Origin of the sequence: Streptomyces longisporus, assembly GCF_039532765.1 — a bacterium.
Classification (GTDB): domain Bacteria; phylum Actinomycetota; class Actinomycetes; order Streptomycetales; family Streptomycetaceae; genus Streptomyces; species Streptomyces longisporus.
This window is the reverse complement of record NZ_BAAASG010000001.1, coordinates 257,822-282,380: the sequence shown is the minus strand read 5'-3', so window position 1 is coordinate 282,380 and position 24,559 is coordinate 257,822. Positions and strand designations below refer to the sequence as shown.

Sequence of the window (24,559 nt, the reverse complement as noted above, 5' to 3'; positions counted from 1 at the left end):
CGCGCCGGAGCGTATGACACCACGTCAGTCTTCGTGGCCCAGCTGCAGATCCCGCTCGGTCCGTCCGCCTCCCGCGACCCGGAGCACGGTGGCGACCGGCGGGTAACCGGCCGCGATGACGGTGTACTCGCCGGAGGACAGGTCGACGAACCGGAACGTTCCGTCGAGGCCGGTGGTGAGCGTGTCCACCACATTGCCCGCCGCGTCGAGCAGTGTCACGCGCGCGTCGTCGACCGGCCGCCCGCCGCTGGTGCGCACGGTGCCGCGCAGTACGGCGCCGCCCGCGAGTTCGACGTCCTGGCGGGTCTCCCGGGCGGCCTGGACGGTGACGGGGAGCGCGGCCGGGCGGTATCCGGGGGCGCTCGCGGCGAGGGTGTACTCGCCGGCCACCAGTTCGGTGATGACGTAGCCGCCCTCGCGTCCGCTGCGGGTGGTGGCGACGACCTCGCCGCGTACGTCGGTGAGCGTCACGGTGGCGTCGCGCACGGGGGTGCCGTCGGCGGTGAGCACACCGCCGGCGAGGCGTCCGGCGCCGCCGAGGACGACATCCAGGTCCACCGGGCGCTCGCCGACGGTGACGGAGACGGCCTGCGGCTGGTGGCCGCCCGCGGCGGCGATGAGGACGTACGACCCCGTGCCGGGCGTGGACAGCGCGTACCGTCCGTCCTCGCCGCTGGCGCCCCGCCCGATCTGCTGTCCGGTGGCGTCGATGAGCGTGAGTGCGGCGCGGCGGACGACGGTCCCGTCGGGGTGCTGCACCGTGCCGCAGACGGGGACTCCGGCGGCGTGCGGCGAACGGGCGTGCGGGATCGCGGTGGCCGCGGGCTCGGTTTCGGCGGCGTTGTAGGACACCAGGGGTTTCTCCTTGAGGAAGAACGCGATGAGCAGGCCGAGGGCGAGCACCGGCACCAGGTAGAGGAAGATCCGGGGCATGGCGTCGGCGTACGCGCGGATGTAGTCGTCGCGCAGCGGCGCGGGCAGGGCGTGGACGAGCTGCGGGGTGATGGACTGCGGATCGGGAAGCTGCGCGCCCGCGCGCGTGGGCAGCCGTTTCTCGAGGGCGTCGGTGAGCCGGGCCGCGAAGAGGGTGCCGAAGATCGCGGCGCCGACACTGCCGCCGATCTGCCGGAAGTAGTTGTTGGCGCTGGTGGCGGTGCCGAGGTCGGCGGGGCGCACGGAGTTCTGCACGGCGAGGATCAGGACCGGCATCACCATGCCGATGCCGGCACCGAGGACGGCCATCCAGAGGCTGTAGTGCAGTCGGGGCGTGTCGACCTGGAGGCGGGAGAGCAGCCACATGCCGACGACGGAGACGGCGCTGCCGAGGACGGGATAGATCTTGTAGCGCCCGGTGTGGCTGATGAGCTGCCCGGAGACGATCGAGGCGCCGACGATGCCGCCCATCATGGGCAGCATCAGCAGGCCCGACTCGGTGGCGGAGGCCCCGTCGACCATCTGCAGGAAGGTCGGCAGATAGCTGGCGGCGCCGAACAGCGCGACGCCGATCACCAGGCCCACCAGACCGGTGACGTTGAAGACGGAGTCCCTGAACAGCCGCAGTGGGATGAGGGGTTCGACGGCGAAGCGCTCGGCGACGAGGAAGAGGGCGGTGGCGGCCGCCGCTCCCGCGCCGAGCCCGAGGATCGTCCGCGACTCCCAGGCGTACTCGGTGCCGCCCCAACTGGTCAGCAGCACAAGGCAGGTGGACGCGGCGGCGAGCAGCAGCGCACCGAGCACGTCGAGCCGCGCCTTGGCCTGCTGCTTGGGGAGTTTCAGTACGACGGTGACGACGGCGAGGGTGACCAGGCCGAAGGGAACGTTGAAGTAGAAGCACCAGCGCCAGGAGAGGTGGTCCGTGAAGTACCCGCCCAGCAGGGGGCCGGCCACGGACGCGAGGCCGAACGCGGCGCCGATCAGTCCCATGAACCGTCCGCGCCGGCGGGGCGGCACGATGTCCGCGATGATCGCCTGCACGCCGATCATGAGCCCGCCCGCGCCGACGCCCTGGACCGCGCGGAAGGCGATCAGCTGGTCCATGCTCTGCGCCCGGCCCGCGAGCGCGGCGCCGATCACGAAGACGACGATGGCGAACTGGAAGACGCCCTTGCGGCCGAGCAGGTCGCCGAGCTTGCCGTAGACCGGAAGGCCCACGGTGGCCGTGAGGAGGTAGGCGGTGATCGCCCAGGACATCCTGTCCAGGCCGTGCAGCTCGCCGACGATCTTCGGGAGCGCGGTGGCGACGATCATCTGCTCCAGGGCGGCGAGCAACAGCGCCAGCATCAGTCCGAGGAAGACCAACCGCACCCGGCGCGGGCTCAGTTCGACCGGCCCGGCCGGTGCGGCGGGGGTCCGCGGGAGCGCCACGGCCGGTTCGCCCCGCAGCTCGCCCTGCGCCGTCGTCCCGCTCACGTACCGCTCCCCTCGCCGCGCCGCCACACAATCCCGCTCAAGGCGGCAACTACGGGCAAGCGCGACGAGTTACGGCGGACCGGTGCGGCGCAGGGAGATCCACTCGATCCGGTGAGGGGCGTCAACCGCCCCCGAGGGGACGGTACTTACTTCTCGACCTCGGTGGCGAGCTTGGCGAGCACGGCGTCGTAGATCCGGCCGAGGCCCTTGGGTGCGAAGGTCTTCTCGAAGAAGCCGCCGATGCCGCCGGCACCGTTCCACACGGTGGTCACGACGACACGGGACTTGCCCTCGCCTGCCGGGGTGACCCGCCAGGTGGTGACCATGGAGGAGTTGCGGTCCTTCTCGACGAGCTCGCCGTCGGTGGGCTCGCTGACCTCCAGGAGGCAGTCGCGCACGCGCTTGCTGGTGGCCTGGAGCTTCCAGTGGACCAGGGTGCCCTCGCCGTCGCCGCCCTCGCGCACCTCGTACTCGCTGAAGTGCTCGGGCAGCAGCCTCGCGCGCGTGCCGCTGTAGTCGGCGAGGGCGTCGAACACCTTCTCCGCGTCTGCCGCGACGACCCGCTCGGTTGTGGCCTCGACCTGCGCCATCGGTTTCCTCCAGGACTTGCTTCTCTCGGGGTTGGGGCAAGCCAACCACCCCCGCCCACGGCCGCCCAAATCGGGGTGCCCGAGGACGCCCCCCGGGGCTTGTGGAGCGATCGGAAACAGGCCTTGCACGAGAAATCGAACACGTGTTTCACTCGGGGCAGCGCTACCGAGGAGGCGTCATGCGGTGGGAGAACCTCACAGTGGAGTCCGGCGGGCACAGCCGGGCGGCGGACGCCGCGCTGTTCGGCGCGGACGCGGTCGTGAGCCGCACCTTCGACACGCCTGAATTCCGTGGCATCACCTTCCACGAGGTGCGGGCCCGCTCGATCATCAACCGGGTGCCGGGCGTCTCGCGGATGCCCTTCGAGTGGACCGTGAATCCGTACCGCGGCTGCTCGCACGCGTGCGTGTACTGCTTCGCCCGCAAGACGCACACCTATCTGGACCTCGACTCGGGGCTCGACTTCGACTCGCAGATCGTGGTCAAGGTGAACGCGCCGGAGCTGCTGCGCCGCCAGCTCGGCTCGCACCGCTGGCAGGGCGAACACATCGCGATGGGCACGAACGTCGACTGCTACCAGCGCGCCGAGGGCCGCTACCGCCTGATGCCGGGCATCCTGTCCGCCCTGCGCGACCACGCCAACCCCTTCTCGATCCTGACGAAGGGCACGCTGATCCTGCGCGATCTCGATCTGCTGGTGCAGTCGGCCCAGGTGACGGACGTCGGCATCTCGGTGTCGGTGGGCTTCACCGACACCGAGCTGTGGCGCACGGTGGAGCCGGGCACGCCCGCGCCGGAGCGCCGCCTGGACGTGGTCCGCACGCTCGCCGAGCACGGCATCGGGTGCGGTGTGCTGATGGCCCCGGTGATCCCGTTCCTGAGCGACCGGCCGGCCCAACTGCGCGCCACCGTGCGGGCGATCGCAGCCTCCGGGGCCACCTCCGTCACCCCGCTGGTGCTGCATCTGCGCCCCGGCGCCCGCGAGTGGTTCATGGCCTGGCTGGGGCAGCACCACCCGTACCTGGTGCGCCGCTACGAGCGCCTGTACGCGGGCGGCGCCTACGCCCCGAAGTGGTACCAGCGCCGGATCACCCGTCAGGTCCACGAGCTGGCACAGGAGTACGGGATCGGCCCCACGCGCGCGGGGATGCCACGGCGGATCCGGCCGCCCGAGGCACCCGAGCCGGCGGTGTCCGAACCGACCCAACTCACTCTCATTTGAGAGCATACGAGCGCATCCCGCGACCCAATCGGGTCAAGTCTGGCCGGAACGAGTTCTTCAAAGGCGGCTTTCCGGGACGATGCGGCGAGGACCGTGAGACTCGCGGTCCGAAACCCTCCGTCCTGGGAGGACTTCATGAGAAAACGCGCAGCCGTGCTGTGCGGTGCCGCCGTCGTCGTGGCCGGGAGCTTCACGGCTCTCCCCGCGGGCGCGAGCACCGCGCAGTCCCCGCAAGACGCTCCTGCCGCGAAACTCACCTGGAAGAACTGCGCCACCACGAACTATCCGACGCTCCAGTGCGCGTCGCTCGATGTGCCGCTCGACCACCAGCGTCCGCACGGGAAGCAGATCACGCTTGCGCTCTCGCGCGTGAAGCACACCGCGCAGAAAAGCCAGGGCCCGCTGCTGGTCAACCCCGGCGGCCCGGGCGGCAGCGGCCTCACGCTCGCCGGATTCGTCGCGAACTCCCTGCCCAAGGCGGTCGCGGCCCAGTACGACATCATCGGTTTCGACCCGCGCGGGGTCGGCAAGAGCAAGCCCGCCCTCGACTGCGAGCCGGGCCATTTCAACCCGGTGCGCCCGGACACCGTGCCGAGCACACCGGCCCTGGAGAAGACCAACCTCGACCGCGCGAGGTCCTTCGCCGCCGCCTGCGGCACGAAGTACGCGAGCCTGCTGCCGTACCTCGACACCCTCCAGGCCGTGCAGGACATGGACTCGATCCGCGCGGCCCTGGGCGCCCGGCAGACCAGCTACTTCGGCTATTCGTACGGCACCTATCTGGGCGCCGTGTACGCCAAGCTCTTCCCGCAGCGCGTGAAGCACCTGGTCCTGGACTCGATCGTCGACCCGACCGGCGTCTGGTACGAGGACAACCTCGCGCAGGACCACGCCTTCGACGCCCGCCACAAGGCCCTGATGGCCTGGATCGCCAAGTACGACGCGACGTACAGGCTCGGCACCGACCCGGCCAAGGTCGAGGCCAAGTGGTACGCGATGCGCAAGGCGGTCGCCAAGAAGCCGGCCGGCGGCAAGGTGGGGGCCTCCGAGCTGGAGGACACGTTCGTCCCGGGCGGCTACTACGACGGCTACTGGCCGTACCTGGCCGAGGCGTTCGCGGCGTACGTGAACGACAAGAAATCCGACCCGCTGGTCGAGGCGTACCAGAACTTCGGCGCCGTCGACGCGTCCGGGGACAACGGCTACAGCATCTACGCCTCGGTGCAGTGCCGTGACGCCCCCTGGCCGCGCGACTGGAACCAGTGGCGCAAGGACAACTGGGCGGTCTACGAGAAGGCGCCGTTCATGGTCTGGAACAACGCCTGGTACAACGCGCCGTGCGCGTTCTGGCCGACGGATTCACTGAAGCCGGTGCACGTCGCCAACGACAAGCTGCCGCCGGTGCTGCTTTTCCAGGCGACCAACGACGCGGCCACCCCGTACGAGGGCGGCGCGACGGTGCACCGTCTGCTGGCCGGCTCGAGCTTCGTGGTCGAGCAGGGCGGCGGCAACCACGGCATCACGCTGAGCGGGAACGCCTGCCTGGACAAGTACCTGGCGGCATACCTGTCCGACGGCACGGTGCCGCGCAGCGGCGGCCCGATCGACGCGGTGTGCCCGAAGACGCCCGACCCCAAGCCGCTGAGCTCCAAGGCGCCGATGAGCACCAAGGCGGCGTCGGGGTCCGACAGCGGCGCAACTCTGCACGCGCTGATCGGCTTCCGCGGCTGAGCACGACCCGAAGGTGAGGTCCCGTCGGAGGCGTTGTCAGACCCATGGTCCACGATGGACGCATGAGTGAGCTGACCAGGATCACCACCCCCGACGGGGTCTTCCCCGCCGCGCAGTACAGCCACGTCGTCATGGGCACGGGGCGTTTCGTCGCGATCGCCGGCCAGCTCGCGCTGGACGAGGAGGGCAGGCTCGTCGGCGAGGGCGACGCCGAGGCCCAGGCCCGCCAGGTCTTCGAGAACCTCCGCCGCTGTCTGGCCGCCGCCGGGGCGACCTTCGCCGACGTCGTCAAACTCACCTACTTCGTCACGGACACGGCACACCTGCCCGCGATCCGCAGGGCCCGCGCCGCCCACATACCCGACGACCGCCTCCCCGCCGCCTCCGCGGTACAGGTCGCCGCCCTGGTCCGGCCCGAGTTCCTGATGGAGATCGAGGCCTTCGCGGTGGTGGACGGGTGAGCGGTCTCCTGGTCCGCGAAATGACCCTGGCGGACTGCGAGCGCGTGGCGGAGATCCGCGTCGGTGGCTGGCAGACGGCCTACCGGGGCATCGTCCCGCAGTCCTACCTCGACACGATGAGCGTGTCGGAGGACGCCGAGCGCCGCCGCACCCATTTCCTGGGGGGCAGCGCCGATGTGGTGAACCTGGTCGCCGAGCAGGACGGGGAGATCGTCGGCTGGGCCTGCCACGGCCCGTACCGGGACGGTGAAGTCCGCACCGCGGAGCTCGAGTTGTACGCACTGTACGTGGCCCCCGAGTCGTACGGCGTGGGCGTCGGGCGGGCACTGATCGAGGAGTCGGTACGGCGGTGCACGGCCGCCGGGCACGCACGGATGTACCTGTGGGTGCTCAAGGAGAACGCGCGCGCCCGCCGCTTCTACGAGCGGTCGGACTTCCGCCCCGACGGCGCCGAGGAACCCTTCGAGGTGGACGGGGTCGAGGTGCCGGAGGTGCGGTACGTCAGGGACCTGACCGGCTGACGCGGCCTCACCTCTGCCTCGGGATCCGGGCCAGCGCCCGCACCGCCGCCTCCGCCAGCGCCGGGTGTGCCAGTGCCTCGTTGAGTACGGGTCTGGCGCGGGCGTCCTCCAGGGCGCCGAGGCCCTCCACGCAGGCGAGCGCCACCCGGCGGTACGGGTCGTGCGGGCGCAGTCTGCGCTCCAGCGTGGTGATCAGCGCGGGCACGGACTCGGGGGCGCGCAGCTCCGCAAGGAGCCGGACCGGATGGAGGGCGTAGGCGACGCGGAGTTCGTTGGTGGCGAGGGCGGCCGCCGCGCGGGCGGTGCGCGGGTCGTCCAGGCGGGCGAGGGCGTGGGCGGCGGAGGCGCAGCGCTGCGGGTCGCGGTGGTTCAGGAACAGGACGAGGGACTCGAAGGCACGCCGGTCACCCGCGAGCCCCAGCCGGAACGCGGCCAGCTCCCTGGCCCACAGCGGCTGCCCGGGCTCGGTGAGGACCCGCGCCAGCTCGTCGGGATCCTCGGTGGCCACGAGACGGTCGTACGCGGCCGTCGCCCCCGACTCCGCCCGTAAACGCTCCGTGAGCGATCGCAACTCTTCGTCCATGACACCGAAGATTAGAGGGGCCGCCGATCTCTCGGGACGCACATCACAAACACGGGGACTGGCGCGCTCGTTACCCGCCGGTTAAGCTCAGACGAGCGAGTTACCCACTCGCACCCGCTTGCGGCGGCCTGGTGACGCAGCTGCCGTAAGAGCAAGTCGGTTCGGTACATCAGGTACCGCAGCACGACCCGGCCACGGGACAGGGCCGGTCGGATTCTCACCGTTCGCTCCAGGCGTGTGCGCGCCCACGGCGACGGCACCGGGCGTGTGCGCTTGCAGCCCGGCAACACCCGCATTGCTTTCATGCACCCGGTGCGCCAGGCCCGGCTCAGGCCGGCCTTCCCTCGGCGCACCCGGGCGCTCTCCCAGTCGTCACCCTCATGCCTGGAGTCCCGCGATGGCCACTCCCCTGTCCCACACCCCTTCCGCTTCGCTCACGACCATTGCCGTCGTCGGCCTCGGCACCATGGGCACCGGTATCACCGAGGTCCTCGCCAAGGCCGGCCGCAAGGTCGTCGGCATCGACATCAGCGAGGCCGCGGCGGCCAAGGCCGTCGCCACCCTGGAGGCGGCCACCGCCCGCGCCGTGGAGAAGGGCCGGCTCACCGAGCAGGAGCGCGCGGACGTCCTCGCCCGCGTGAGCACCTCCACCGATCTGCGGGCCGCGGCCGACGCCGACCTCGTCATCGAGGTGGCTCCGGAGTCGTACGAGATCAAGCACCAGATCTTCCGCGAGCTCGACGGCATCGTCCGCCCGGAGACCATCCTGGCGACCGGCACCAACGCCCTGTCCGTGACCCGTCTGGCCGCCGACTCGGCCCGTCCGGAGCGCGTGCTCGGCCTGCACTTCTTCAACCCGGCGCCGGCGATGAAGCTGGTCGAGGTCGTCTCGTCCGTCCTCACCGCGCCGACCGCCGTCACCGCGGTCACCAACCTCGCCCTCGACCTCGGCAAGGAGCCCGTGGCGGTCGGCGACCGGCCCGGGTTCGTCGCCGACGGGCTGCTGTTCGGCTACCTCAACCAGGCCGCCGCGATGTACGAGGCCAAGTACGCCTCCCGCGAGGACATCGACGCGGCGATGCGGCTAGGCTGCGGTCTGCCGATGGGCCCGCTCGCGCTGCTCGACCTGATCGGTGTGGACACCGCACGCACGGTCCTGGAGGCCATGTACGCCGAGTCCCACGACCGGCTGCACGCCCCCGCCCCGATTCTCAAGCAGCTCAGCGAGGCGGGCCTGACCGGCCGCAAGTCGGGCCGCGGCTTCTACACCTACGAGGCCCCCGGCAGCGCCACCGTCGTGCGGGACGCGCTGACGCCCCTGGACGGTGCCGCCCTCACCCCGGGCCGCGAGGTCCGCTCCGTCGGTGTCGCCGGCTCCGGCACCATGGCGTCCGGCATCGCGGAGGTCTTCGCCAAGGCCGGTTACGAGGTCGTCCTCGCCGCCCGCAGCGAGGAGAAGGCGCAGACCGCCAAGGCCCGTATCGGCAAGTCCCTCTCGCGCTCCGTCGACAAGGGCCGGATGACCGCCGAGGCGGCGGCGCAGACCCTCGACCGGATCACCGCAGCCGGCTCCTACGAGTCCTTCGCCGACGTCGACCTGGCCGTCGAGGCCGTCGCCGAGGACCTGGAGATCAAGCAGCAGCTGTTCCAGGCGCTGGACAAGGTCTGCAAGCCGGGCGCGGTCCTGGCCACCACGACCTCCTCGCTGCCCGTCGTCGCCTGCGCCCGCGCCACCTCGCGCCCGCAGGACGTGATCGGCATGCACTTCTTCAACCCGGCGCCGGCGATGAAGCTGGTCGAGGTCGTCCGTACGGTGCTCACGGCCGAGGACGTCCACGCGACGGTCCGCGAGGTGTGTGGACGGATCAAGAAGCATGCCGTCGACTGTGGCGACCGTGCAGGCTTCATCGTGAACGCGCTGCTTTTCCCGTACCTCAACAACGCGATCAAGATGGTGCAGGAACACTATGCATCTCTTGACGACATCGACGCGGCGATGAAGCTGGGCGGCGGCTACCCGATGGGCCCCTTCGAGCTCCTGGACGTCGTCGGGCTCGACGTCTCCCTGGCGATCGAGAAGGTCCTGCACCGCGAGTTCCGCGACCCGGGCCTGGCCCCCGCGCCGCTCCTGGAGCACCTGGTGGCCGCGGGCTGCCTCGGCCGCAAGACGGGCCGTGGCTTCCGCGAATATGCCCGCCGCTGACGGCGCCGGCGACTGGTTCAGAGGCGAGACGGACTGGGGCGGACTGCTCGGCCCCACCGGAGGACCCCCGCCCGTGCAGGGCGGGGTAACCCCGGTACACGCGCAACAAGCTGCGCACATGCAGTACGTTCGGGTCATGTCCCAGCCCGCCAAGTCCTCACGTACACCAGCCACGCCCGACGCGCCGGAAAGTGCCGCAGGCAGTCGCGCGGCCGCCCAGCGGCTCAAGATGCGCCGCGAACTGGCGGCCGCGGCGATGGAGCTGTTCGCGACCAAGGGGTACGAGGCGACCACCGTCGACGAGATCGCGGCCGCTGCCGGGGTCGCGCGGCGCACCTTCTTCCGCCACTTCCGCTCCAAGGAAGAGGCGATCTTCCCCGACCACGACGACACGTTGATCCGTGCGGAGGCCGTGCTCAATGCGGCTCCCGCGCACGAGCACCCGCTCGACACGGTGTGCCGCGGCATCAAGGAAGTCATGCGGATGTACGCGGCGCGGCCGGAGATCTCGGTCGCCCGCTACAAGCTCACCCGCGAGGTGCCCACCCTGCGTGAGGCGGAGATCGCCTCGGTGGCGCGTTACGAGCGCCTCTTCACCCGGTATCTCCTCGGCCACTTCGACGAGCACGCGCACGACGACGACGCCAACGACGACCCGCTGCTCGCGGAGGTCGCCGCGTCCGCTGTGGTCACCGCCCACAACCACGTCCTCAGACGCTGGCTGCGGGCCGGCGGACAGGGCGACGTGGAGGCGCAGCTCGACCATGCCTTCGCGATCGTGCGCAAGACGTTCGGGACGGGCATCGGGGCGGGGCGCAGCACCACGACGGCGACCCGGCCGACGGCTCCCGCGGCCGTCTCCACCCAGGGCGAGGTCCTGGTCACCGTCGCCCGCACCGACGCTCCGCTGGACGAGGTCATGCGGACCATCGAGCAGGCGCTCAAGGACCGCTGAGGTCTCTTCCGCCCTGTGATGACGGCCACCCTTCGGGGTGGCCGTTTTGGCATGTCAGAGCCCCTTTTCGAGCAGATTTCAAGCCGCATTCGATCGATCATCGCTCATTTGTTACGTAAAGATTTCACCTGAGAGCGATTGCTGGCACTCAGTGCCTTGCCAGGTGACACGCGGTGTCATACGTTGAAGGAGTCCGGGCGGCCGGCGTGCAGAGACCATGCGTACGCCGGCTGTCCCAACAAGTCATCGACTTGCCCCGCCCGGACGCCTGCGTCACAGGCAACCTCCCGCGCCACAAAGCGCTGCCGCACAGCATGACCGCCGAACCGACGGCACCGACGTAACCCTCAGCGTCCCTCCCTCAGGACGCGTATCGCCGGAGGCAACACCGTGACCACCAAGGACATCCTGGACGCGATCCAGTCGCCGGACTCGACGCCGGCCGACTTCGCCGCCCTGCCGCTCCCCGAGTCGTACCGCGCGATCACCGTGCACAAGGACGAGACGGAGATGTTCGCGGGCCTGGAGACCCGCGACAAGGACCCGCGCAAGTCGATCCACCTGGACGAGGTTCCGCTGCCGGAGCTCGGCCCGGGCGAGGCCCTGGTGGCTGTCATGGCCTCCTCGGTCAACTACAACTCCGTGTGGACCTCGATCTTCGAGCCCCTGTCGACCTTCGGGTTCCTGGAGCGCTACGGCAGGCTGTCGGAGCTGACCAAGCGCCACGACCTGCCGTACCACATCATCGGCTCCGACCTCGCGGGCGTCGTCCTGCGCACCGGTCCGGGCGTCAACGCCTGGAAGCCCGGTGACGAGGTCGTCGCGCACTGCCTGTCCGTCGAGCTGGAGTCGTCGGACGGCCACAACGACACCATGCTCGACCCCGAGCAGCGCATCTGGGGCTTCGAGACGAACTTCGGCGGTCTCGCCGAGATCGCGCTCGTCAAGTCCAACCAGCTGATGCCGAAGCCGGGCCACCTCAGCTGGGAGGAGGCCGCCGCCCCGGGCCTGGTCAACTCCACCGCCTACCGGCAGCTGGTCTCCCGCAACGGCGCCGGCATGAAGCAGGGCGACAACGTCCTGATCTGGGGCGCCAGCGGCGGCCTCGGCTCGTACGCCACCCAGTTCGCGCTGGCCGGCGGCGCCAACCCGATCTGTGTCGTCTCCAGCCCGCAGAAGGCGGAGATCTGCCGCTCGATGGGCGCCGAGGCGATCATCGACCGCAACGCCGAGGGCTACAAGTTCTGGAAGGACGAGAACACCCAGGACCCGAAGGAGTGGAAGCGCTTCGGCAAGCGCATCCGCGAACTGACCGGCGGCGAGGACATCGACATCGTCTTCGAGCACCCCGGCCGCGAGACCTTCGGCGCCTCCGTGTTCGTCACCCGCAAGGGCGGCACCATCACCACCTGCGCCTCGACCTCCGGCTACATGCACGAGTACGACAACCGCTACCTGTGGATGTCGCTGAAGCGGATCATCGGCTCGCACTTCGCCAACTACCGCGAGGCCTGGGAGGCCAACCGGCTCATCGCGAAGGGCAAGATCCACCCGACGCTGTCGAAGACCTACTCCCTGGAGGAGACCGGGCAGGCGGCCTACGACGTGCACCGCAACCTCCACCAGGGCAAGGTCGGCGTGCTGTGCCTGGCCCCCGAGGAAGGCCTCGGCGTGCGCGACGAGGAGCTGCGCGCCAAGCACATCGACGCCATCAACCGCTTCCGCAACATCTGAGACACCCGAGGTCATAGATGACTGAGCGTCAGCCCGCCGAAGGTGTGCGGGAGCCCGTGCCTGCGCCTGAGGGTGCGTCGGAGCCGAAAGAGACGAAGACAAGGGAGCGCAGCGACCGCGGGCTGAGGAACGTCGGCTCCGACACAGAGCGCCCTCTGGCGCAGGCACAAAGGGAAAGGGACCGGCCGTGGCTCATGCGCACGTACGCCGGTCACTCCACGGCCGAGGCGTCCAACGAGCTGTACCGGCGCAACCTCGCCAAGGGCCAGACGGGCCTGTCGGTCGCGTTCGACCTGCCGACGCAGACCGGCTACGACTCCGACCACATCCTCGCCCGCGGCGAGGTCGGCCGGGTCGGAGTGCCGGTCGCGCACCTCGGTGACATGCGCCGGCTGTTCCAGGACATCCCCCTGGAGCAGATGAACACCTCGATGACGATCAACGCCACCGCCATGTGGCTGCTGGCGCTCTACCAGGTCGTCGCCGAGGAGCAGGGTGCGGACGTCACCCGGCTCCAGGGCACGACCCAGAACGACATCGTCAAGGAGTACCTGTCCCGCGGCACGCACGTCTTCCCGCCGGGGCCGAGCCTCCGTCTGACGACGGACATGATCGCGTACACGGTCTCCCACCTCCCGAAGTGGAACCCGATCAACATCTGCAGCTACCACCTGCAGGAGGCGGGCGCCACGCCGGTCCAGGAGATCGCGTACGCGATGTCCACGGCGATCGCCGTCCTGGACGCCGTCCGGGACTCCGGTCAGGTGCCGCAGGAGCGCATGGGCGACGTCGTCGGCCGTATCTCCTTCTTCGTGAACGCGGGCGTCCGGTTCATCGAGGAGATGTGCAAGATGCGCGCCTTCGGGCGGATCTGGGACAAGATCACACTCGAGCGCTACGGCATCCAGAACCCCAAGCACCGCCGCTTCCGCTACGGCGCCCAGGTCAACTCCCTGGGTCTGACCGAGGCGCAGCCGGAGAACAACGTCCAGCGCATCGTGCTGGAGATGCTGGCCGTGACCCTCTCCAAGGACGCACGCGCGCGTGCCGTCCAGCTCCCGGCCTGGAACGAGGCGTTGGGCCTGCCCCGTCCCTGGGACCAGCAGTGGTCGCTGCGCATCCAGCAGGTCCTGGCGCACGAGAGCGACCTGCTGGAGTACGAGGACATCTTCGAGGGCTCGCACGTCATCGAGGCGAAGGTGGCGGGGCTCGTCGAGGAGTCCCTGGCCGAGATCGAGCGGATCCAGGAGATGGGCGGCGCGATGGCCGCCGTCGAGTCCGGCTATCTCAAGTCGCAGCTCGTCTCCTCGCACGCCGAGCGCCGCGCCCGTATCGAGTCCGGTCAAGAGAAGATCGTGGGCGTCAACATCTTCGAGACGACCGAACCCAATCCACTCACGGCCGATCTCGATACAGCCATCCAGACGGTTGATCCAGCTGTCGAGGCCCGGGTCATCGCCTCGCTGCAGCACTGGCGCGACACCCGCTACCAGCCGCCCTTCAACCACCCGCGCCCCTGCAAGGCGCTGGAGAGGCTGAAGGAGGCCGCCAAGGGCACCGACAACCTCATGGAGGCCACCCTGGAGTGCGCCCGCGCCGGAGTCACGACCGGCGAGTGGGCCGGGGCCCTGCGCGAGGTGTTCGGCGAGTTCCGCGCGCCGACGGGCGTCTCGTCCGCGCCGGTCGCGGTCGCAGCCGAGGAAGGCTCGGCCATGTCCGAGGTGCGGCGCAAGGTCGACCTGACGGCCAAGGACCTCGGCGTCGGCAAGCTCCGCTTCCTGGTCGGCAAGCCCGGCCTGGACGGGCACTCCAACGGCGCCGAGCAGATCGCCGTGCGGGCCCGTGACGCCGGCTTCGAGGTGGTCTACCAGGGCATCCGGCTCACCCCCGAACAAATCGTGGACGCGGCCCTCGCCGAGGACGTGCACGCGGTCGGCCTGTCCATCCTGTCCGGCTCGCACGCCCAGCTGGTCCCGGACGTGCTGGAGCGCCTCCGTGTGGCCGGTGCCACAGATATACCGGTGATCGCCGGTGGCATCATCCCCAATGGCGACGCCGAACAGCTGCGGGCCGCCGGAGTGGCCGCGGTCTTCACCCCGAAGGACTTCGACATCACCGGAATCATCGGCCGCATCGTCGACGAGATCCGGAAAGCGAACAAGCTCGACCCCCTGGAGGTCCCCGCATGACCACGCCCGTCAACCGTCTGCGTCCGCGACGCTCCTGCCTCGCGGTCCCCGGGAGCAACCCCCGCTTCCTGGAGAAGGCGCAGGGCCTCCCCGCCGACCAGGTCTTCCTCGACCTCGAGGACGCGTGCGCCCCGCTCGCCAAGCCCGAGGCGCGGCACACCATCGTCAAGTTCCTCAACGAGGGCGACTGGACCGGCAAGACGAGGGTCGTGCGCGTCAACGACTGGACGACCGAGTGGACGTACCGCGACGTCGTCACGGTCGTCGAGGGCGCCGGCCAGAACCTCGACTGCATCATGCTGCCGAAGGTGCAGACGGCCCAGCAGATCGTCGCCCTGGACCTCCTGCTGACCCAGATCGAGAAGACCATGGGCTTCGAGGTCGGCAAGATCGGCATCGAGGCGCAGATCGAGAACGCCCAGGGGCTCAACAACGTCAACGAGATCGCGACGGCCTCCCAGCGCGTCGAGACGATCATCTTCGGCCCGGCCGACTTCATGGCCTCGATCAACATGAAGTCGCTGGTCGTGGGCGAGCAGCCGCCCGGCTACCCGGCGGACGCCTACCACTACATCCTGATGAAGATCCTGATGGCCGCCCGCGCCAACAACCTCCAGGCGATCGACGGCCCCTACCTGCAGATCCGCAACATCGACGGCTACCGCGAGGTCGCCCAGCGCGCCGCGGCCCTCGGCTTCGACGGCAAGTGGGTGCTGCACCCGGGCCAGGTCGAGGCGTCCAACGAGATCTTCTCGCCCTCGCAGGAGGACTACGACCACGCCGAGCTGATCCTGGACGCGTACGACTACTACACGTCCGAGGCGGGCGGCAAGAAGGGCTCCGCGATGCTCGGCGACGAGATGATCGACGAGGCCAGCCGCAAGATGGCGCTGGTCATCTCCGGCAAGGGGCGTGCGGCCGGTATGCAGCGCACGTCGAAGTTCGAGATCCCGGAGGCCTGAGCGCGATGCAGTTCGGACGCACCTACGAGGAGTTCGAGGTCGGCGCGACGTACAAGCACTGGCCGGGCAAGACGGTCACGGAGTACGACGACCACCTGTTCTGTCTCCTCACCATGAACCACCACCCGCTCCACATGGACACCAACTATGCGGAGAAGACGACGGACTTCGGCAAGAACGTCGTCGTGGGCAACTACATCTACTCCCTGCTGCTCGGCATGTCCGTGCCGGACATCTCCGGCAAGGCGATCGCCAACCTGGAGATCGAGTCGCTCAAGCACGTGGCGCCGACCTTCCACGGCGACACGATCTACGGCCAGACGACCGTGCTCGACAAGTGGCCGTCGAAGTCCAAGAACGACCGCGGGATCGTCTACGTCGAGACCAAGGGCTACAAGCAGGACGGCACGCTGGTCTGCGTGTTCCGCCGCAAGGTGATGGTGCCCACCGAGACGTACATCAAGGAGCGCGGCGGCGAGCAGCCCGGCCGCCCGGAACTTCAGGAGGGCTGAGCCCGATGGCACGCCTCGCCCAGACCGCCGGTCTGACCGACATCCAGCAGGAGATCCTCTCCACCGTCCGCGACTTCGTGGACAAGGAGATCATCCCGGTCGCCACCGAGCTGGAGCACCGCGACGAGTACCCGCAAGCGATCGTCGACGGCCTCAAGGAACTCGGCCTGTTCGGCCTGATGATCCCCGAGGAGTACGGGGGCCTGGGCGAGTCGCTCCTCACCTACGCCCTGTGCGTCGAGGAGATCGCCCGTGGCTGGATGTCGGTGTCCGGCATCATCAACACGCACTTCATCGTGGCGTACATGCTCAAGCAGCACGGCACACAGGAGCAGAAGGACCACTTCCTGCCGCGCATGGCGGCGGGCGACATCCGCGGCGCCTTCTCGATGTCGGAGCCGGGCCTCGGCTCGGACGTGTCCGCCATCACCTCCAAGGCGGTCAAGGACGGCGACGAGTACGTCCTCAACGGCCAGAAGATGTGGCTGACCAACGGCGGAACGTCAAGCCTGGTCGCCGTACTCGTCCGAAGTGATGAAGGACACCCCGAGGGCACCGCGCCCCACAAGTCGATGACGACCTTCCTGGTCGAGAAGGAGCCCGGCTTCGGAGAGGTCCGCCCCGGCCTCACCATCCCCGGGAAGATCGACAAGATGGGCTACAAGGGCGTCGACACCACCGAACTCATCATGGACGGCCTGCGCATTCCGGCCAACCGTGTGCTCGGTGGCGAGACCGGCCGGGGTTTTTACCAAATGATGGACGGCGTGGAGGTCGGCCGCGTCAACGTGGCGGCGCGTGGCTGCGGCGTCGCCCAGCGTGCGTTCGAGCTCGGCGTCCAGTACGCCCAGCAGCGCCACACGTTCGGCAAGCCGATCGCCCAGCACCAGGCCATCCAGTTCAAGCTGGCCGAGATGGCTACCAAGGTCGAGGCCGCGCATGCCATGATGGTCAACGCGGCACGCAAAAAGGACTCCGGGGAGCGAAACGACCTTGAGGCCGGCATGGCGAAGTACCTCGCCTCCGAGTACTGCAAGGAGGTCGTGGAGGACGCCTTCCGGATCCACGGCGGCTACGGCTTCTCCAAGGAGTACGAGATCGAGCGCCTCTACCGCGAGGCCCCGATGTTGCTGATCGGTGAAGGTACGGCCGAGATCCAAAAAATGATCATCGGCCGCAGGCTGCTCGAAGAGTATCGGTTCCAGGGCTAGATGTCCGGATACGGGGTGTTTTCTTGGAGAAGAAGATCACACCCCGTCAGCACTCTTCGGCCGCCGACTCGGCTTCCTGGCTTGCCCAGTTGCGGCCCGCGACCGGTACCATCCCGGGAAAGCCGCCGTCCCCCGTTACAGCGCGGCATCATCCGCTACGAAGGTCATCCATGCCCCACAGCCAAACCTCTGCACCACGCGACAGCCGGGCCGGCGTACGCCTCGCGCGCGGAGCATCGCCGTGGCTTCTGCCGACCGTCGCCACCGCAGCCCTCAGCCTGGCCCGTGCGCGCCGCTCCGGCGTCGCCAAGGCCGTGGCCGTGCCCGCCACCGCGCTCGCGGCGGGCATGCTGTGGTTCTTCCGCGACCCCGAGCGCGAGATCGCCCCGGGCCGGGTCATCTCGCCCGCCGACGGTGTGGTGCAGAGCATCATGCCGTGGAAGGACGGCCGTACCCGCGTCGCGATCTTCATGAGCCCGCTCAACGTCCACGTCAACCGCGCGCCGCTCTCCGGCGAGGTGACGTCGGTCGAGCACATCCCCGGCGGGTTCGTTCCGGCGTTCAACAAGGAGAGCGAGAACAACGAGCGCGTAGTCTGGCATTTCGACACCGAACTCGGCGACATCGAGATGATCCAGATCGCCGGCGCGGTGGCCCGCCGCATCGTGCCGTACATCCCGCAGGGGACGAAGGTCGAGCAGGGTGACCGCATCGGTCTGATCCGCTTCGGCTCGCGCGTCGACATCTACCTGCCCGAGGGCGTGGACGTCGCGGTCGAGGTCGGCCAGAAGACCGTGGCTGGGGTGACTCGCATTGACCGTGATTGATCCTGATACCCAGGCGGGCTGGGTGCCCGAGGCCGACGAGGTGGACGAAGAGGAGGAGATGCCCCTCTCTCTCCGCCTCTCAATAGCGGACACCCTCACCCTGGGCAACGCCACGTGCGGCTTCATGGCGGTGTACTTCACCACCACCGGCATCCTGATCCCGCACCTCACCGGCGACCAGGAGACCGGCATGGCCCGCCACAGCGCGGCCACCGCGGTCATCCTGATGCTGTGCGCGGCGGTCTTCGACCTGTTCGACGGCCTGGTGGCACGCAAGCTGCGCTCCTCCCCCATGGGCGCGGAGCTGGACAACCTGTCGGACCTGATCAGCTTCGGTCTGGCGCCGGCGTACTTCGTCCTCGTCTACGGCATGGTCGCGGACGACGCACATCAGCGGGTGGCCGCGGTCGGGGCAATCGTGGTGCTCCTGGCCGTGGTGCTGCGTCTGGCGAGATTCTCGTGCGTGACCGTCCCGAACGGCATGTTCCAGGGCATGCCGTCACCGTTCGGCGCGCTGACCGTCGTCTCGATCGTCCTGCTGGAGCTGCCCTTCGTGGCGACCCTGCTGGCGATCCTCGGCACCGCCTGGCTGATGGTGAGCCGGGTCGAGTATCCGAAGCCGCGGGGCCGCCTCGCGGTGGCGATGCTGTCCTGGATCGTCGTGTCGATGGGCCTGCTGGCGGCCTGGGCGTTCGACGCCCCGAGCGGCCAGCTGCTCCTCCAGACGGGGTGCGCGCTCCAGCTGGTCACCGGTGCGGTGATCCCCCTGTTCGCCACGGCCCGCCGGGTGAACAACTTCCGCGACAACCGACGCGAGGCACGGGCGGCGCAGTTGCCGTAGCGGCGCTTGTACGACGCCGAAGGGCCCCGAACCCATTGGTTCGGGGCCCTTCGGTTTCGGCCTGAACGGCCTCGTCCTCAAACGCCGGACGGGCTGAGTGGGCTGAGCCGGATCCAGCCCCTCCGGCGTTTGAGGAGCGGGGGTCCGGGGGCTGGCCCCCGGGTCGGGACGGGAAGGGGCGGCGGGGGCGAAAAACCCCGGCCTCAGGTCAGGAAGTCCCGGCCGATCTGCTCCGCCACCCGCTCCAGGATCGGCCCGGCGTCCGCGATGCACTTCGCCACGTCCGGCTCCACGGAGGTCAGCGGGTACGCCCGCCGGATCCCCGCCCGCCCCAGCGCGTCCGGCGGCAGCGCCAGACGGCCGCACACGGCGACGACCTCCTTGTCCGCGGCACGCGCGGCGGCGGCGACCCCCGCCGGCGCCTTGCCGTGCAGCGTCTGCTCGTCCAGGGACCCCTCCCCGGTGATCACCAGATCCGCCCACTCCAGCGCCGGCGCGAATCCGAGCACATCGAGCATCACCTCGATGCCGGGGCGGAAACCGGCACCGAGGAGCAGGGCGCCGTACCCGATGCCGCCCGCCGCACCCGCCCCCGGTGATGCGGCGAATTCCGCCGCCTTCGCGCCGACCGCCTCCTCCAGCACCTTCGCGTAGTGCGCGAGGGCCGTGTCCAGGGCCTCCACATCGTCCGGGGCGGCGCCCTTCTGCGGGCCGTAGACGGCGGGTGCGCCCTTCGGGCCGGTCAGCGGGTTGTCGACGTCGCTCGCCAGGACCAGTTCGACGGAGGCGAGACGCGGGTCCAGGCCGGACAGATCGGCGGAGGCCAGCTCGCTCAGTCCGCCGCCGCCCGGGGGAACCGGCTCGCCCTCCGCGTCCAGGAACCGTGCCCCGAGCGCCGACAGCATCCCGGCCCCGCCGTCGGTGGTCGCGCTGCCGCCGACGCCGAAGACGATCGTGCGCGCGCCCGCGTCCAGCGCGGCCCGCAGCAGCTCGCCGGAGCCGTACGTCGATGCCGTGAGCGGTGCGAAGACGCCGGCCGGCAGTCGCTGCAGCCCGCTCGCCTCGGCCATCTCCACGACCGCCGTGCCCGCGCGCAGTGCGAAGGCCGCCGTGACCTCGTCGCCCAGCGGCCCCGCGACGCGCACCTCGCGCCGCTCGAAACCGGCCGCGACCGCCGCGTCCACGGTCCCGTCGCCGCCGTCGGCCACGGGCAGCGACTCCACCTGGAGCTCCGGCACGACCCGGCGCAGCCCGGCCGTCACCCGCTCGGCGACCTGCACGGCCGTCAGCGACCCCTTGAACTTGTCCGCGGCGATGAGCACGCGCTGTGTCACCTGTTTCCCCTTGCTCTCCGGGCCTCGCGCACGTCAAGGCCAGTCGCGCCGCTGCGACCTTAACCGGGGGAGGCCCCCGGCGTCATTCCGTGACCGGAGCCTGGGACACCGGTGGGTGCCTGCCGGGGGCCTGCTGTGCGTCCCTCGCCGAACCCCGCGCAGCCCGCGGCCAAATTGGGTAAACCTTCTGCTATGACCCCTGTGGGCACTGAGCCAGAGCTCGCGGACCGCATCCTCGGGGGCTGGCTGGGCCGGATCTCGGGCAACATGCTCGGCAAGCCGGTCGAGCAGGGCGACCTGTGGACGCGGGACCGTATCGACCGCTATCTGCGGCAGGCCGCCGCACTGCCCCTCACCGACTATCTTCCCGAGCCCGCCGACGAGAGCGACGGCTTCGAGCTGCGCCCCGAGTGGCGTCAGTGCGTGCGCGGCCGGATCCACGGCAGCTGCCGCGACGACGACGTCGACTACGCGATCCTCGGCCTGGACCTCCTGGAGACGCACGGCTTCGACTTCAGCACCGAGCAGGTGGGCGACCTGTGGCTGCTGCGGCTGCCGTATCTGCAGACCTTCACGGCGGAGCGCGCCACCTATCGCAATCTCGCCAACGGGCTGAAGCCGCCGCTGACGGCCACCTACGACAACCCGTACCAGGAGTGGATCGGCGCCCTGATCCGCGCCGACATCTACGGCTGGACCTGCCCGGGCGTGCCGCGCCGGGCCGCCTTGCTGGCCCGCCGGGACGCGGTGCTGTCGCACACCGGCAACGGCGTGTACGGCGCGATGTGGGCGGCGGCGCTGATCGCGGCGGCGTTCACCGCGCCCACCGTGCGGCACGCCGTCGACCAGGCCCTCGCCGTCATCCCGGCGAGCAGCCGGCTCGCCCGTACCGTGCGGCGGGTCGTCTCCCTCCACGACACGCGGATGACCTGGGAGGACACGCTCACCACGGTGGCCGAGGAGACCGCCGGTCTCGGCTGGATCCACACCATCCCGAACGCCGCCGTACTCACCGCGGGGCTTCTGTACGGCGACGGCGACTTCACCCGCACCATCACGCTGACCGTCCGCGGCGGCCTGGACACCGACTCCAACGGGGCGACGGCCGGCTCGGTGGCGGGCGTACTGACCGGGGCGGACGCGATTCCGGCGCAGTGGAAGGAGCCGCTGGAGGACACGGTCCGCAGTGCGGTGTTCGGCTTCGACGGGGTGCGGATCAGCGAGCTGGCGCAGCGGACGGTGCATCTGGCGGAGGCGGAGAGCTAGCCGAAGGCCCAGCCCGGAGCTGGTTACCCTTCCTGGATGACCTCCACGCCAGACTTCGCCACGTACCTCGCCGGCCTGCCCCGCATTCTCGCCGGGGCCGCCGCCCTCTTCCGCGACGCCGAGGGCCGGGTGCTGCTCGTCGAGCCCAACTACCGTGAGGGCTGGGCGCTGCCGGGCGGCACGATCGAGTCCGACGACGGCGAGACCCCGCGCCAGGGTGCGCGCCGCGAGACGCTCGAGGAGATCGGTCTCGACCGCGAACTGGGGCGGCTGCTCGCGGTCGACTGGGTGTACAAGCCGAGCTGGCCGCCGCTGGTGGCCTATCTGTACGACGGTGGTGTCCTCGACGAGGACGACCTCAAGGCGATCCGCCTGCAGGAGGAGGAACTGCTCTCCTGGCGCCTCGTCCCCCGCGAGGAACTCGACGACTACCTGCTGGGCACCCTCGGCCACCGCGTCCGGGTCGCCCTGGACGTCCTGGCGGAGGGCTCGGGCACGGCCGAGCTGGAGAACGGGCAGCGGGTGGCCTGACCGGGCGCCGGCTCACCCCTCGGAGTCGCGGGGCTTGGCGTCCACCTCGCGCAGCCTCTCGTCCCGTGCGGCGATGCGGGCCTCGGTCCGGTGGCCGCGCTCGATGTAGTCGCGGACGACGAGCTCGACGGCGTCCTGCGGGCTGCCGACGCCCGCAAGGACCATGACTTCGACGACGAGTTCGGCATCGAGCGAGACGGTGACCTTGGTCATGGCGGGAACCTAGCACCGGAGAGCGCGCACGAATATCCGTTCGCCCCACCCGGTCCCCCGTCCTACCCTCGGTTCCATGAGCAAGCCCCTCGTCGCGATCCTCAGCGGTGCCGGTATCTCCACGGACTCCGGGATCCCCGACTACCGCGGCCCCAACGGGCTGTGGCGGAAGGATCCCGGGGCCGAGAAGCTCGTGACGTACGAGTACTACATGGGCGATCCGGAGATCCGGCGACAGTCCTGGCAGATGCGGCGCAAGAACCGCACGCTGCAGGCCGAGCCCAACGCCGCGCACCGGGCCGTGGCGGAGTTGGAGCGGTCCGGGGTGCCCGTGCGGGTGATCACGCAGAATGTCGACGGGCTGCATCAGCTCGCCGGATTGCCCGCCCGCAAGGTGCTCGAACTGCACGGTTCCGCACGGAGTTTCGTGTGCACCGGCTGTCATGCGCGCGGGCCGATGGAGGACGCGCTCGCCCGGGTCGAGGCCGGGGAGGACGACCCGGCGTGCCTGGAGTGCGGGGGCATTCTCAAGTCGGCGACGGTGATGTTCGGCGAACGGCTCGACCCGGTGGTCCTCGGTGAGGCTCTCGCCATCACCAAGGCCTGCTCCGTGTTCATCGCCGTCGGCACCAGCCTGCAGGTACAGCCCGCGGCCGGACTCGCCGGCGTCGCCGCCGACAACGGCGCACGGCTCGTCATCGTCAACGCCGACCCGACGCCGTACGACGACCTCGCGGACGAAGTCGTACGGGAACCCATTGGCACCGCGCTGCCCGAACTCCTGGCCCGGCTGGGCGCGGAGAGCCGCAGCTAGGGGCCCGGGCCGCGGTCCCGCGCGCCCACGACGGGCACCGTGTCAGCTCCCGGCCGGGACGATGGTGCCGAAGGAGGCTGCGGCGATGTGCTGGATGTAGCGCATCTCGGTGCCGTCCAGGTTGTTGGGGTTGAGGGAGTAGGCGATCTTGCGGGAGAGGTCGCTGGTGGCGAAGACGCCGCTGGTGTAGCCGGGGCGGGAGCCGGTCTTGCCCCAGACCACGACGCCGTTGGAGGCCTTGACCCGCATCAGGCCCATGGTCATGCAGGCCCGGCCGGCGTCCGTCTGGGTGCGGCACTGGCTGCTGTGGTAGCTGGGGACGTCGGGAACCGCGAAGAGCTCGGCCTGCTGGGCCGGCGGAAGGAGACGGCCGCGGAACAGCTGGGTGATGAAGCGGTCGAGGTCGGCGGCGGTGGAGATCATGCCGCCCTCGGCCCAGGGCCAGGGGCTCTGCTCGGTGACGTCGACCGGGTGCCTGGTGCCGTCCGCGGACTTGACCATCAGATAGCCGTGCGAGTGCGGGCCGGGCAGGGTCGGGTCGTCCGCGTCGGGGACGTAGGTGTCGTGCAGGCCGAGGGGACGGGTGATCCGGGACCGCACCTCATGGGCGAAGGTGTGCCCGGTGATCTTCTCGATCAGCACGCCGGCGACGTAGTAGTTCATGCCGTTGTACTGCTGCGCGGTGCCCGGCGCGAACTGCATCGGCTGACCGGCCATCAGGTCGATCACCTGCTGCGGGGTGAAGCTCTTCAGACGGTGGGCGGCGAACCATTCGGGGCTGCCGTCACCGAAGTCCGGGCTGTCGGCCGCCCGCGGCAGGCCGCTGGTGTGGTTGAGCAGCTGGCCCACGGTGACCGGCGGCAGCCCCGCGGGCAGCACGCCCGGCAGGTAGTGCTGGACGGGTGTGTCCAGGTCGATCCGGTGCTCGGCGGCGAGTTGGAGCACGACGGTCGCGGTGAAGACCTTGGAGATGCTGCCGATCCGGAAGTGCCCGTTGCGCGGGACGCCCTGGCCGGTCTCCAGGTCGCCCACGCCCGAGGTGCCCGACCAGTGGCCGGCGCTGCCGGTGATCCGCAGCAGCGCGCCGGTGACGTCCGCGCTGGGCAGGCCGCCGATGGCCGCCCTGAGCTTGACCGGATCGAGCGCGGGCAGCGGCGTGCTGGTCGCCGCCGCTGCAGATGCCGTAGCGGGGACCGCGGCGGAGGCGGGGGCGGCCACGCTCACGGCCAGGGCGGCCAGCACGGCGCCGGCGGCTGCCACGGTGGACCAACGGGTATGACGCACGGAGCAGTTCACGGCAGGGCTCTCCCAAGGTGACGGTCGGACCGGCGAACGCCCGGCCCCGACCACGAGTCTCATGCACCCCGGCAGCCCCGTTCATCAGGAGCCTCCCCGAGTAACCCCCCACCGCACCCTGAGAACTGATCAGGGGTCAGGTTCCTACCTGAT

Annotated in this window: 22 protein-coding genes; 16 read left to right on the top strand and 6 right to left on the bottom strand. The window is 70.1% G+C overall.

Annotated elements, in window-relative coordinates; translation table 11 throughout:
- Positions 1 to 24 precede the first annotated feature (24 nt).
- Both ABD355_RS01220 and ABD355_RS01215 read right to left on the bottom strand, forming a co-directional pair.
- Complete coding sequence (locus tag ABD355_RS01220) at positions 25 to 2,364, bottom strand: MFS transporter (RefSeq protein WP_344398138.1); 2,340 nt, start codon at positions 2,362 to 2,364, stop codon at positions 25 to 27.
- A 191-nt stretch (positions 2,365 to 2,555) separates the two neighbouring features.
- Positions 2,556 to 2,999: an SRPBCC family protein gene (locus ABD355_RS01215; RefSeq protein ID WP_344398041.1), complete on the bottom strand. Its 444-nt coding sequence runs from the start codon at positions 2,997 to 2,999 to the stop codon at positions 2,556 to 2,558.
- A gap of 179 nt (positions 3,000 to 3,178) precedes the next feature.
- Here ABD355_RS01215 and ABD355_RS01210 point away from each other — a divergent pair, with 179 nt between their 5' ends.
- From ABD355_RS01210 to ABD355_RS01195, 4 genes are all read left to right on the top strand, one after another.
- On the top strand, positions 3,179 to 4,222 hold the full coding sequence (locus ABD355_RS01210) for an Rv2578c family radical SAM protein (protein WP_344398040.1): 1,044 nt from the start codon (positions 3,179 to 3,181) through the stop codon (positions 4,220 to 4,222).
- A gap of 135 nt (positions 4,223 to 4,357) precedes the next feature.
- Positions 4,358 to 5,953: an alpha/beta hydrolase gene (locus tag ABD355_RS01205; RefSeq protein WP_344398039.1), complete on the top strand. Its 1,596-nt coding sequence runs from the start codon at positions 4,358 to 4,360 to the stop codon at positions 5,951 to 5,953.
- 62 nt (positions 5,954 to 6,015) lie between these two features.
- A complete protein-coding gene (locus ABD355_RS01200) occupies positions 6,016 to 6,414 on the top strand; it encodes a RidA family protein (RefSeq protein ID WP_344398038.1) in 399 nt (132 codons plus the stop codon).
- Positions 6,415 to 6,434: 20 nt separating this feature from the next.
- Entirely contained in the window at positions 6,435 to 6,935 is a 501-nt protein-coding gene (locus ABD355_RS01195; RefSeq protein WP_344398137.1) for a GNAT family N-acetyltransferase, read from the top strand.
- Positions 6,936 to 6,942: 7 nt separating this feature from the next.
- Here ABD355_RS01195 and ABD355_RS01190 read toward each other — a convergent pair whose 3' ends face one another.
- Positions 6,943 to 7,518, bottom strand: coding sequence for an adenylosuccinate lyase (locus ABD355_RS01190; RefSeq protein ID WP_344398037.1), 576 nt, complete (start codon positions 7,516 to 7,518; stop codon positions 6,943 to 6,945).
- A gap of 397 nt (positions 7,519 to 7,915) precedes the next feature.
- On the opposite strand from ABD355_RS01190, the gene ABD355_RS01185 reads away from it, so the two are divergent.
- From ABD355_RS01185 to pssA, 9 genes are all read left to right on the top strand, one after another.
- Positions 7,916 to 9,721 carry a 3-hydroxyacyl-CoA dehydrogenase family protein gene (locus tag ABD355_RS01185; RefSeq protein ID WP_344398036.1) on the top strand — a complete coding sequence of 602 codons (1,806 nt, stop codon included), beginning with the start codon at positions 7,916 to 7,918 and terminating at the stop codon, positions 9,719 to 9,721.
- Positions 9,722 to 9,857: 136 nt separating this feature from the next.
- Positions 9,858 to 10,676, top strand: coding sequence for a TetR family transcriptional regulator (locus ABD355_RS01180; protein WP_344398035.1), 819 nt, complete (start codon positions 9,858 to 9,860; stop codon positions 10,674 to 10,676).
- Positions 10,677 to 11,066: 390 nt separating this feature from the next.
- Positions 11,067 to 12,410 carry a crotonyl-CoA carboxylase/reductase gene (gene ccrA, locus ABD355_RS01175; protein WP_344398034.1) on the top strand — a complete coding sequence of 448 codons (1,344 nt, stop codon included), beginning with the start codon at positions 11,067 to 11,069 and terminating at the stop codon, positions 12,408 to 12,410.
- 155 nt (positions 12,411 to 12,565) lie between these two features.
- Positions 12,566 to 14,599, top strand: a complete 2,034-nt coding sequence (locus ABD355_RS01170) for a protein meaA (RefSeq protein WP_344398136.1) — start codon at positions 12,566 to 12,568, stop codon at positions 14,597 to 14,599.
- Positions 14,596 to 15,561 (top strand): HpcH/HpaI aldolase/citrate lyase family protein, encoded by a 966-nt coding sequence (locus tag ABD355_RS01165; protein ID WP_115910143.1) that lies wholly within the window; start codon positions 14,596 to 14,598, stop codon positions 15,559 to 15,561. The genes ABD355_RS01170 and ABD355_RS01165 overlap by 4 nt, the downstream gene beginning before the upstream one ends.
- Before the next feature lie 5 nt (positions 15,562 to 15,566).
- Positions 15,567 to 16,073: a MaoC family dehydratase gene (locus ABD355_RS01160; protein WP_059195327.1), complete on the top strand. Its 507-nt coding sequence runs from the start codon at positions 15,567 to 15,569 to the stop codon at positions 16,071 to 16,073.
- Between the two features lie 5 nt (positions 16,074 to 16,078).
- Positions 16,079 to 17,284, top strand: a complete 1,206-nt coding sequence (locus ABD355_RS01155; RefSeq protein ID WP_344398033.1) for an acyl-CoA dehydrogenase family protein — start codon at positions 16,079 to 16,081, stop codon at positions 17,282 to 17,284.
- A 170-nt stretch (positions 17,285 to 17,454) separates the two neighbouring features.
- On the top strand, positions 17,455 to 18,111 hold the full coding sequence (locus ABD355_RS01150; RefSeq protein WP_115910141.1) for a phosphatidylserine decarboxylase: 657 nt from the start codon (positions 17,455 to 17,457) through the stop codon (positions 18,109 to 18,111).
- Between the two features lie 22 nt (positions 18,112 to 18,133).
- On the top strand, positions 18,134 to 18,952 hold the full coding sequence (pssA, locus tag ABD355_RS01145; RefSeq protein WP_030936949.1) for a CDP-diacylglycerol--serine O-phosphatidyltransferase: 819 nt from the start codon (positions 18,134 to 18,136) through the stop codon (positions 18,950 to 18,952).
- A 203-nt stretch (positions 18,953 to 19,155) separates the two neighbouring features.
- On the opposite strand, the gene ABD355_RS01140 is transcribed toward pssA, so the two are convergent.
- Complete coding sequence (locus ABD355_RS01140; RefSeq protein WP_344398134.1) at positions 19,156 to 20,274, bottom strand: glycerate kinase; 1,119 nt, start codon at positions 20,272 to 20,274, stop codon at positions 19,156 to 19,158.
- Positions 20,275 to 20,478: 204 nt separating this feature from the next.
- On the opposite strand from ABD355_RS01140, the gene ABD355_RS01135 reads away from it, so the two are divergent.
- Both ABD355_RS01135 and ABD355_RS01130 read left to right on the top strand, forming a co-directional pair.
- Entirely contained in the window at positions 20,479 to 21,552 is a 1,074-nt protein-coding gene (locus ABD355_RS01135; RefSeq protein ID WP_344398032.1) for an ADP-ribosylglycohydrolase family protein, read from the top strand.
- A gap of 36 nt (positions 21,553 to 21,588) precedes the next feature.
- Entirely contained in the window at positions 21,589 to 22,083 is a 495-nt protein-coding gene (locus ABD355_RS01130) for an NUDIX domain-containing protein (RefSeq protein WP_344398031.1), read from the top strand.
- A 12-nt stretch (positions 22,084 to 22,095) separates the two neighbouring features.
- Here ABD355_RS01130 and ABD355_RS01125 read toward each other — a convergent pair whose 3' ends face one another.
- A complete protein-coding gene (locus ABD355_RS01125; protein ID WP_344398030.1) occupies positions 22,096 to 22,296 on the bottom strand; it encodes a type II toxin-antitoxin system VapB family antitoxin in 201 nt (66 codons plus the stop codon).
- A gap of 76 nt (positions 22,297 to 22,372) precedes the next feature.
- Here ABD355_RS01125 and ABD355_RS01120 point away from each other — a divergent pair, with 76 nt between their 5' ends.
- Positions 22,373 to 23,110, top strand: a complete 738-nt coding sequence (locus ABD355_RS01120) for an SIR2 family NAD-dependent protein deacylase (RefSeq protein WP_344398029.1) — start codon at positions 22,373 to 22,375, stop codon at positions 23,108 to 23,110.
- A gap of 42 nt (positions 23,111 to 23,152) precedes the next feature.
- Here the strand turns inward: ABD355_RS01120 and ABD355_RS01115 are convergent, their stop codons facing one another.
- Positions 23,153 to 24,394: a serine hydrolase domain-containing protein gene (locus ABD355_RS01115; protein ID WP_344398028.1), complete on the bottom strand. Its 1,242-nt coding sequence runs from the start codon at positions 24,392 to 24,394 to the stop codon at positions 23,153 to 23,155.
- Between the last annotated feature and the right edge of the window lie 165 nt (positions 24,395 to 24,559).

Excerpts from the sequence above, each read along its gene's own strand:
- ABD355_RS01130 (WP_344398031.1), top strand. The coding sequence starts at position 21,589 with ATGACCTCCACGCCAGACTTCGCCACGTACCTCGCCGGCCTGCCCCGC.
- ABD355_RS01185 (WP_344398036.1), top strand. The coding sequence starts at position 7,916 with ATGGCCACTCCCCTGTCCCACACCCCTTCCGCTTCGCTCACGACCATT.
- ABD355_RS01205 (WP_344398039.1), top strand. The coding sequence starts at position 4,358 with ATGAGAAAACGCGCAGCCGTGCTGTGCGGTGCCGCCGTCGTCGTGGCC.
- ABD355_RS01155 (WP_344398033.1), top strand. The coding sequence starts at position 16,079 with ATGGCACGCCTCGCCCAGACCGCCGGTCTGACCGACATCCAGCAGGAG.
- ABD355_RS01150 (WP_115910141.1), top strand. The coding sequence starts at position 17,455 with ATGCCCCACAGCCAAACCTCTGCACCACGCGACAGCCGGGCCGGCGTA.
- ABD355_RS01120 (WP_344398029.1), top strand. The coding sequence starts at position 22,373 with ATGAGCAAGCCCCTCGTCGCGATCCTCAGCGGTGCCGGTATCTCCACG.
- ABD355_RS01180 (WP_344398035.1), top strand. The coding sequence starts at position 9,858 with ATGTCCCAGCCCGCCAAGTCCTCACGTACACCAGCCACGCCCGACGCG.
- ABD355_RS01195 (WP_344398137.1), top strand. The coding sequence starts at position 6,435 with ATGACCCTGGCGGACTGCGAGCGCGTGGCGGAGATCCGCGTCGGTGGC.
- ABD355_RS01210 (WP_344398040.1), top strand. The coding sequence starts at position 3,179 with ATGCGGTGGGAGAACCTCACAGTGGAGTCCGGCGGGCACAGCCGGGCG.
- ABD355_RS01160 (WP_059195327.1), top strand. The coding sequence starts at position 15,567 with ATGCAGTTCGGACGCACCTACGAGGAGTTCGAGGTCGGCGCGACGTAC.
- ABD355_RS01135 (WP_344398032.1), top strand. The coding sequence starts at position 20,479 with ATGACCCCTGTGGGCACTGAGCCAGAGCTCGCGGACCGCATCCTCGGG.
- ABD355_RS01200 (WP_344398038.1), top strand. The coding sequence starts at position 6,016 with ATGAGTGAGCTGACCAGGATCACCACCCCCGACGGGGTCTTCCCCGCC.
- ABD355_RS01215 (WP_344398041.1), bottom strand. The coding sequence starts at position 2,999 with ATGGCGCAGGTCGAGGCCACAACCGAGCGGGTCGTCGCGGCAGACGCG.
- ABD355_RS01165 (WP_115910143.1), top strand. The coding sequence starts at position 14,596 with ATGACCACGCCCGTCAACCGTCTGCGTCCGCGACGCTCCTGCCTCGCG.
- ABD355_RS01125 (WP_344398030.1), bottom strand. The coding sequence starts at position 22,296 with ATGACCAAGGTCACCGTCTCGCTCGATGCCGAACTCGTCGTCGAAGTC.
- ABD355_RS01190 (WP_344398037.1), bottom strand. The coding sequence starts at position 7,518 with ATGGACGAAGAGTTGCGATCGCTCACGGAGCGTTTACGGGCGGAGTCG.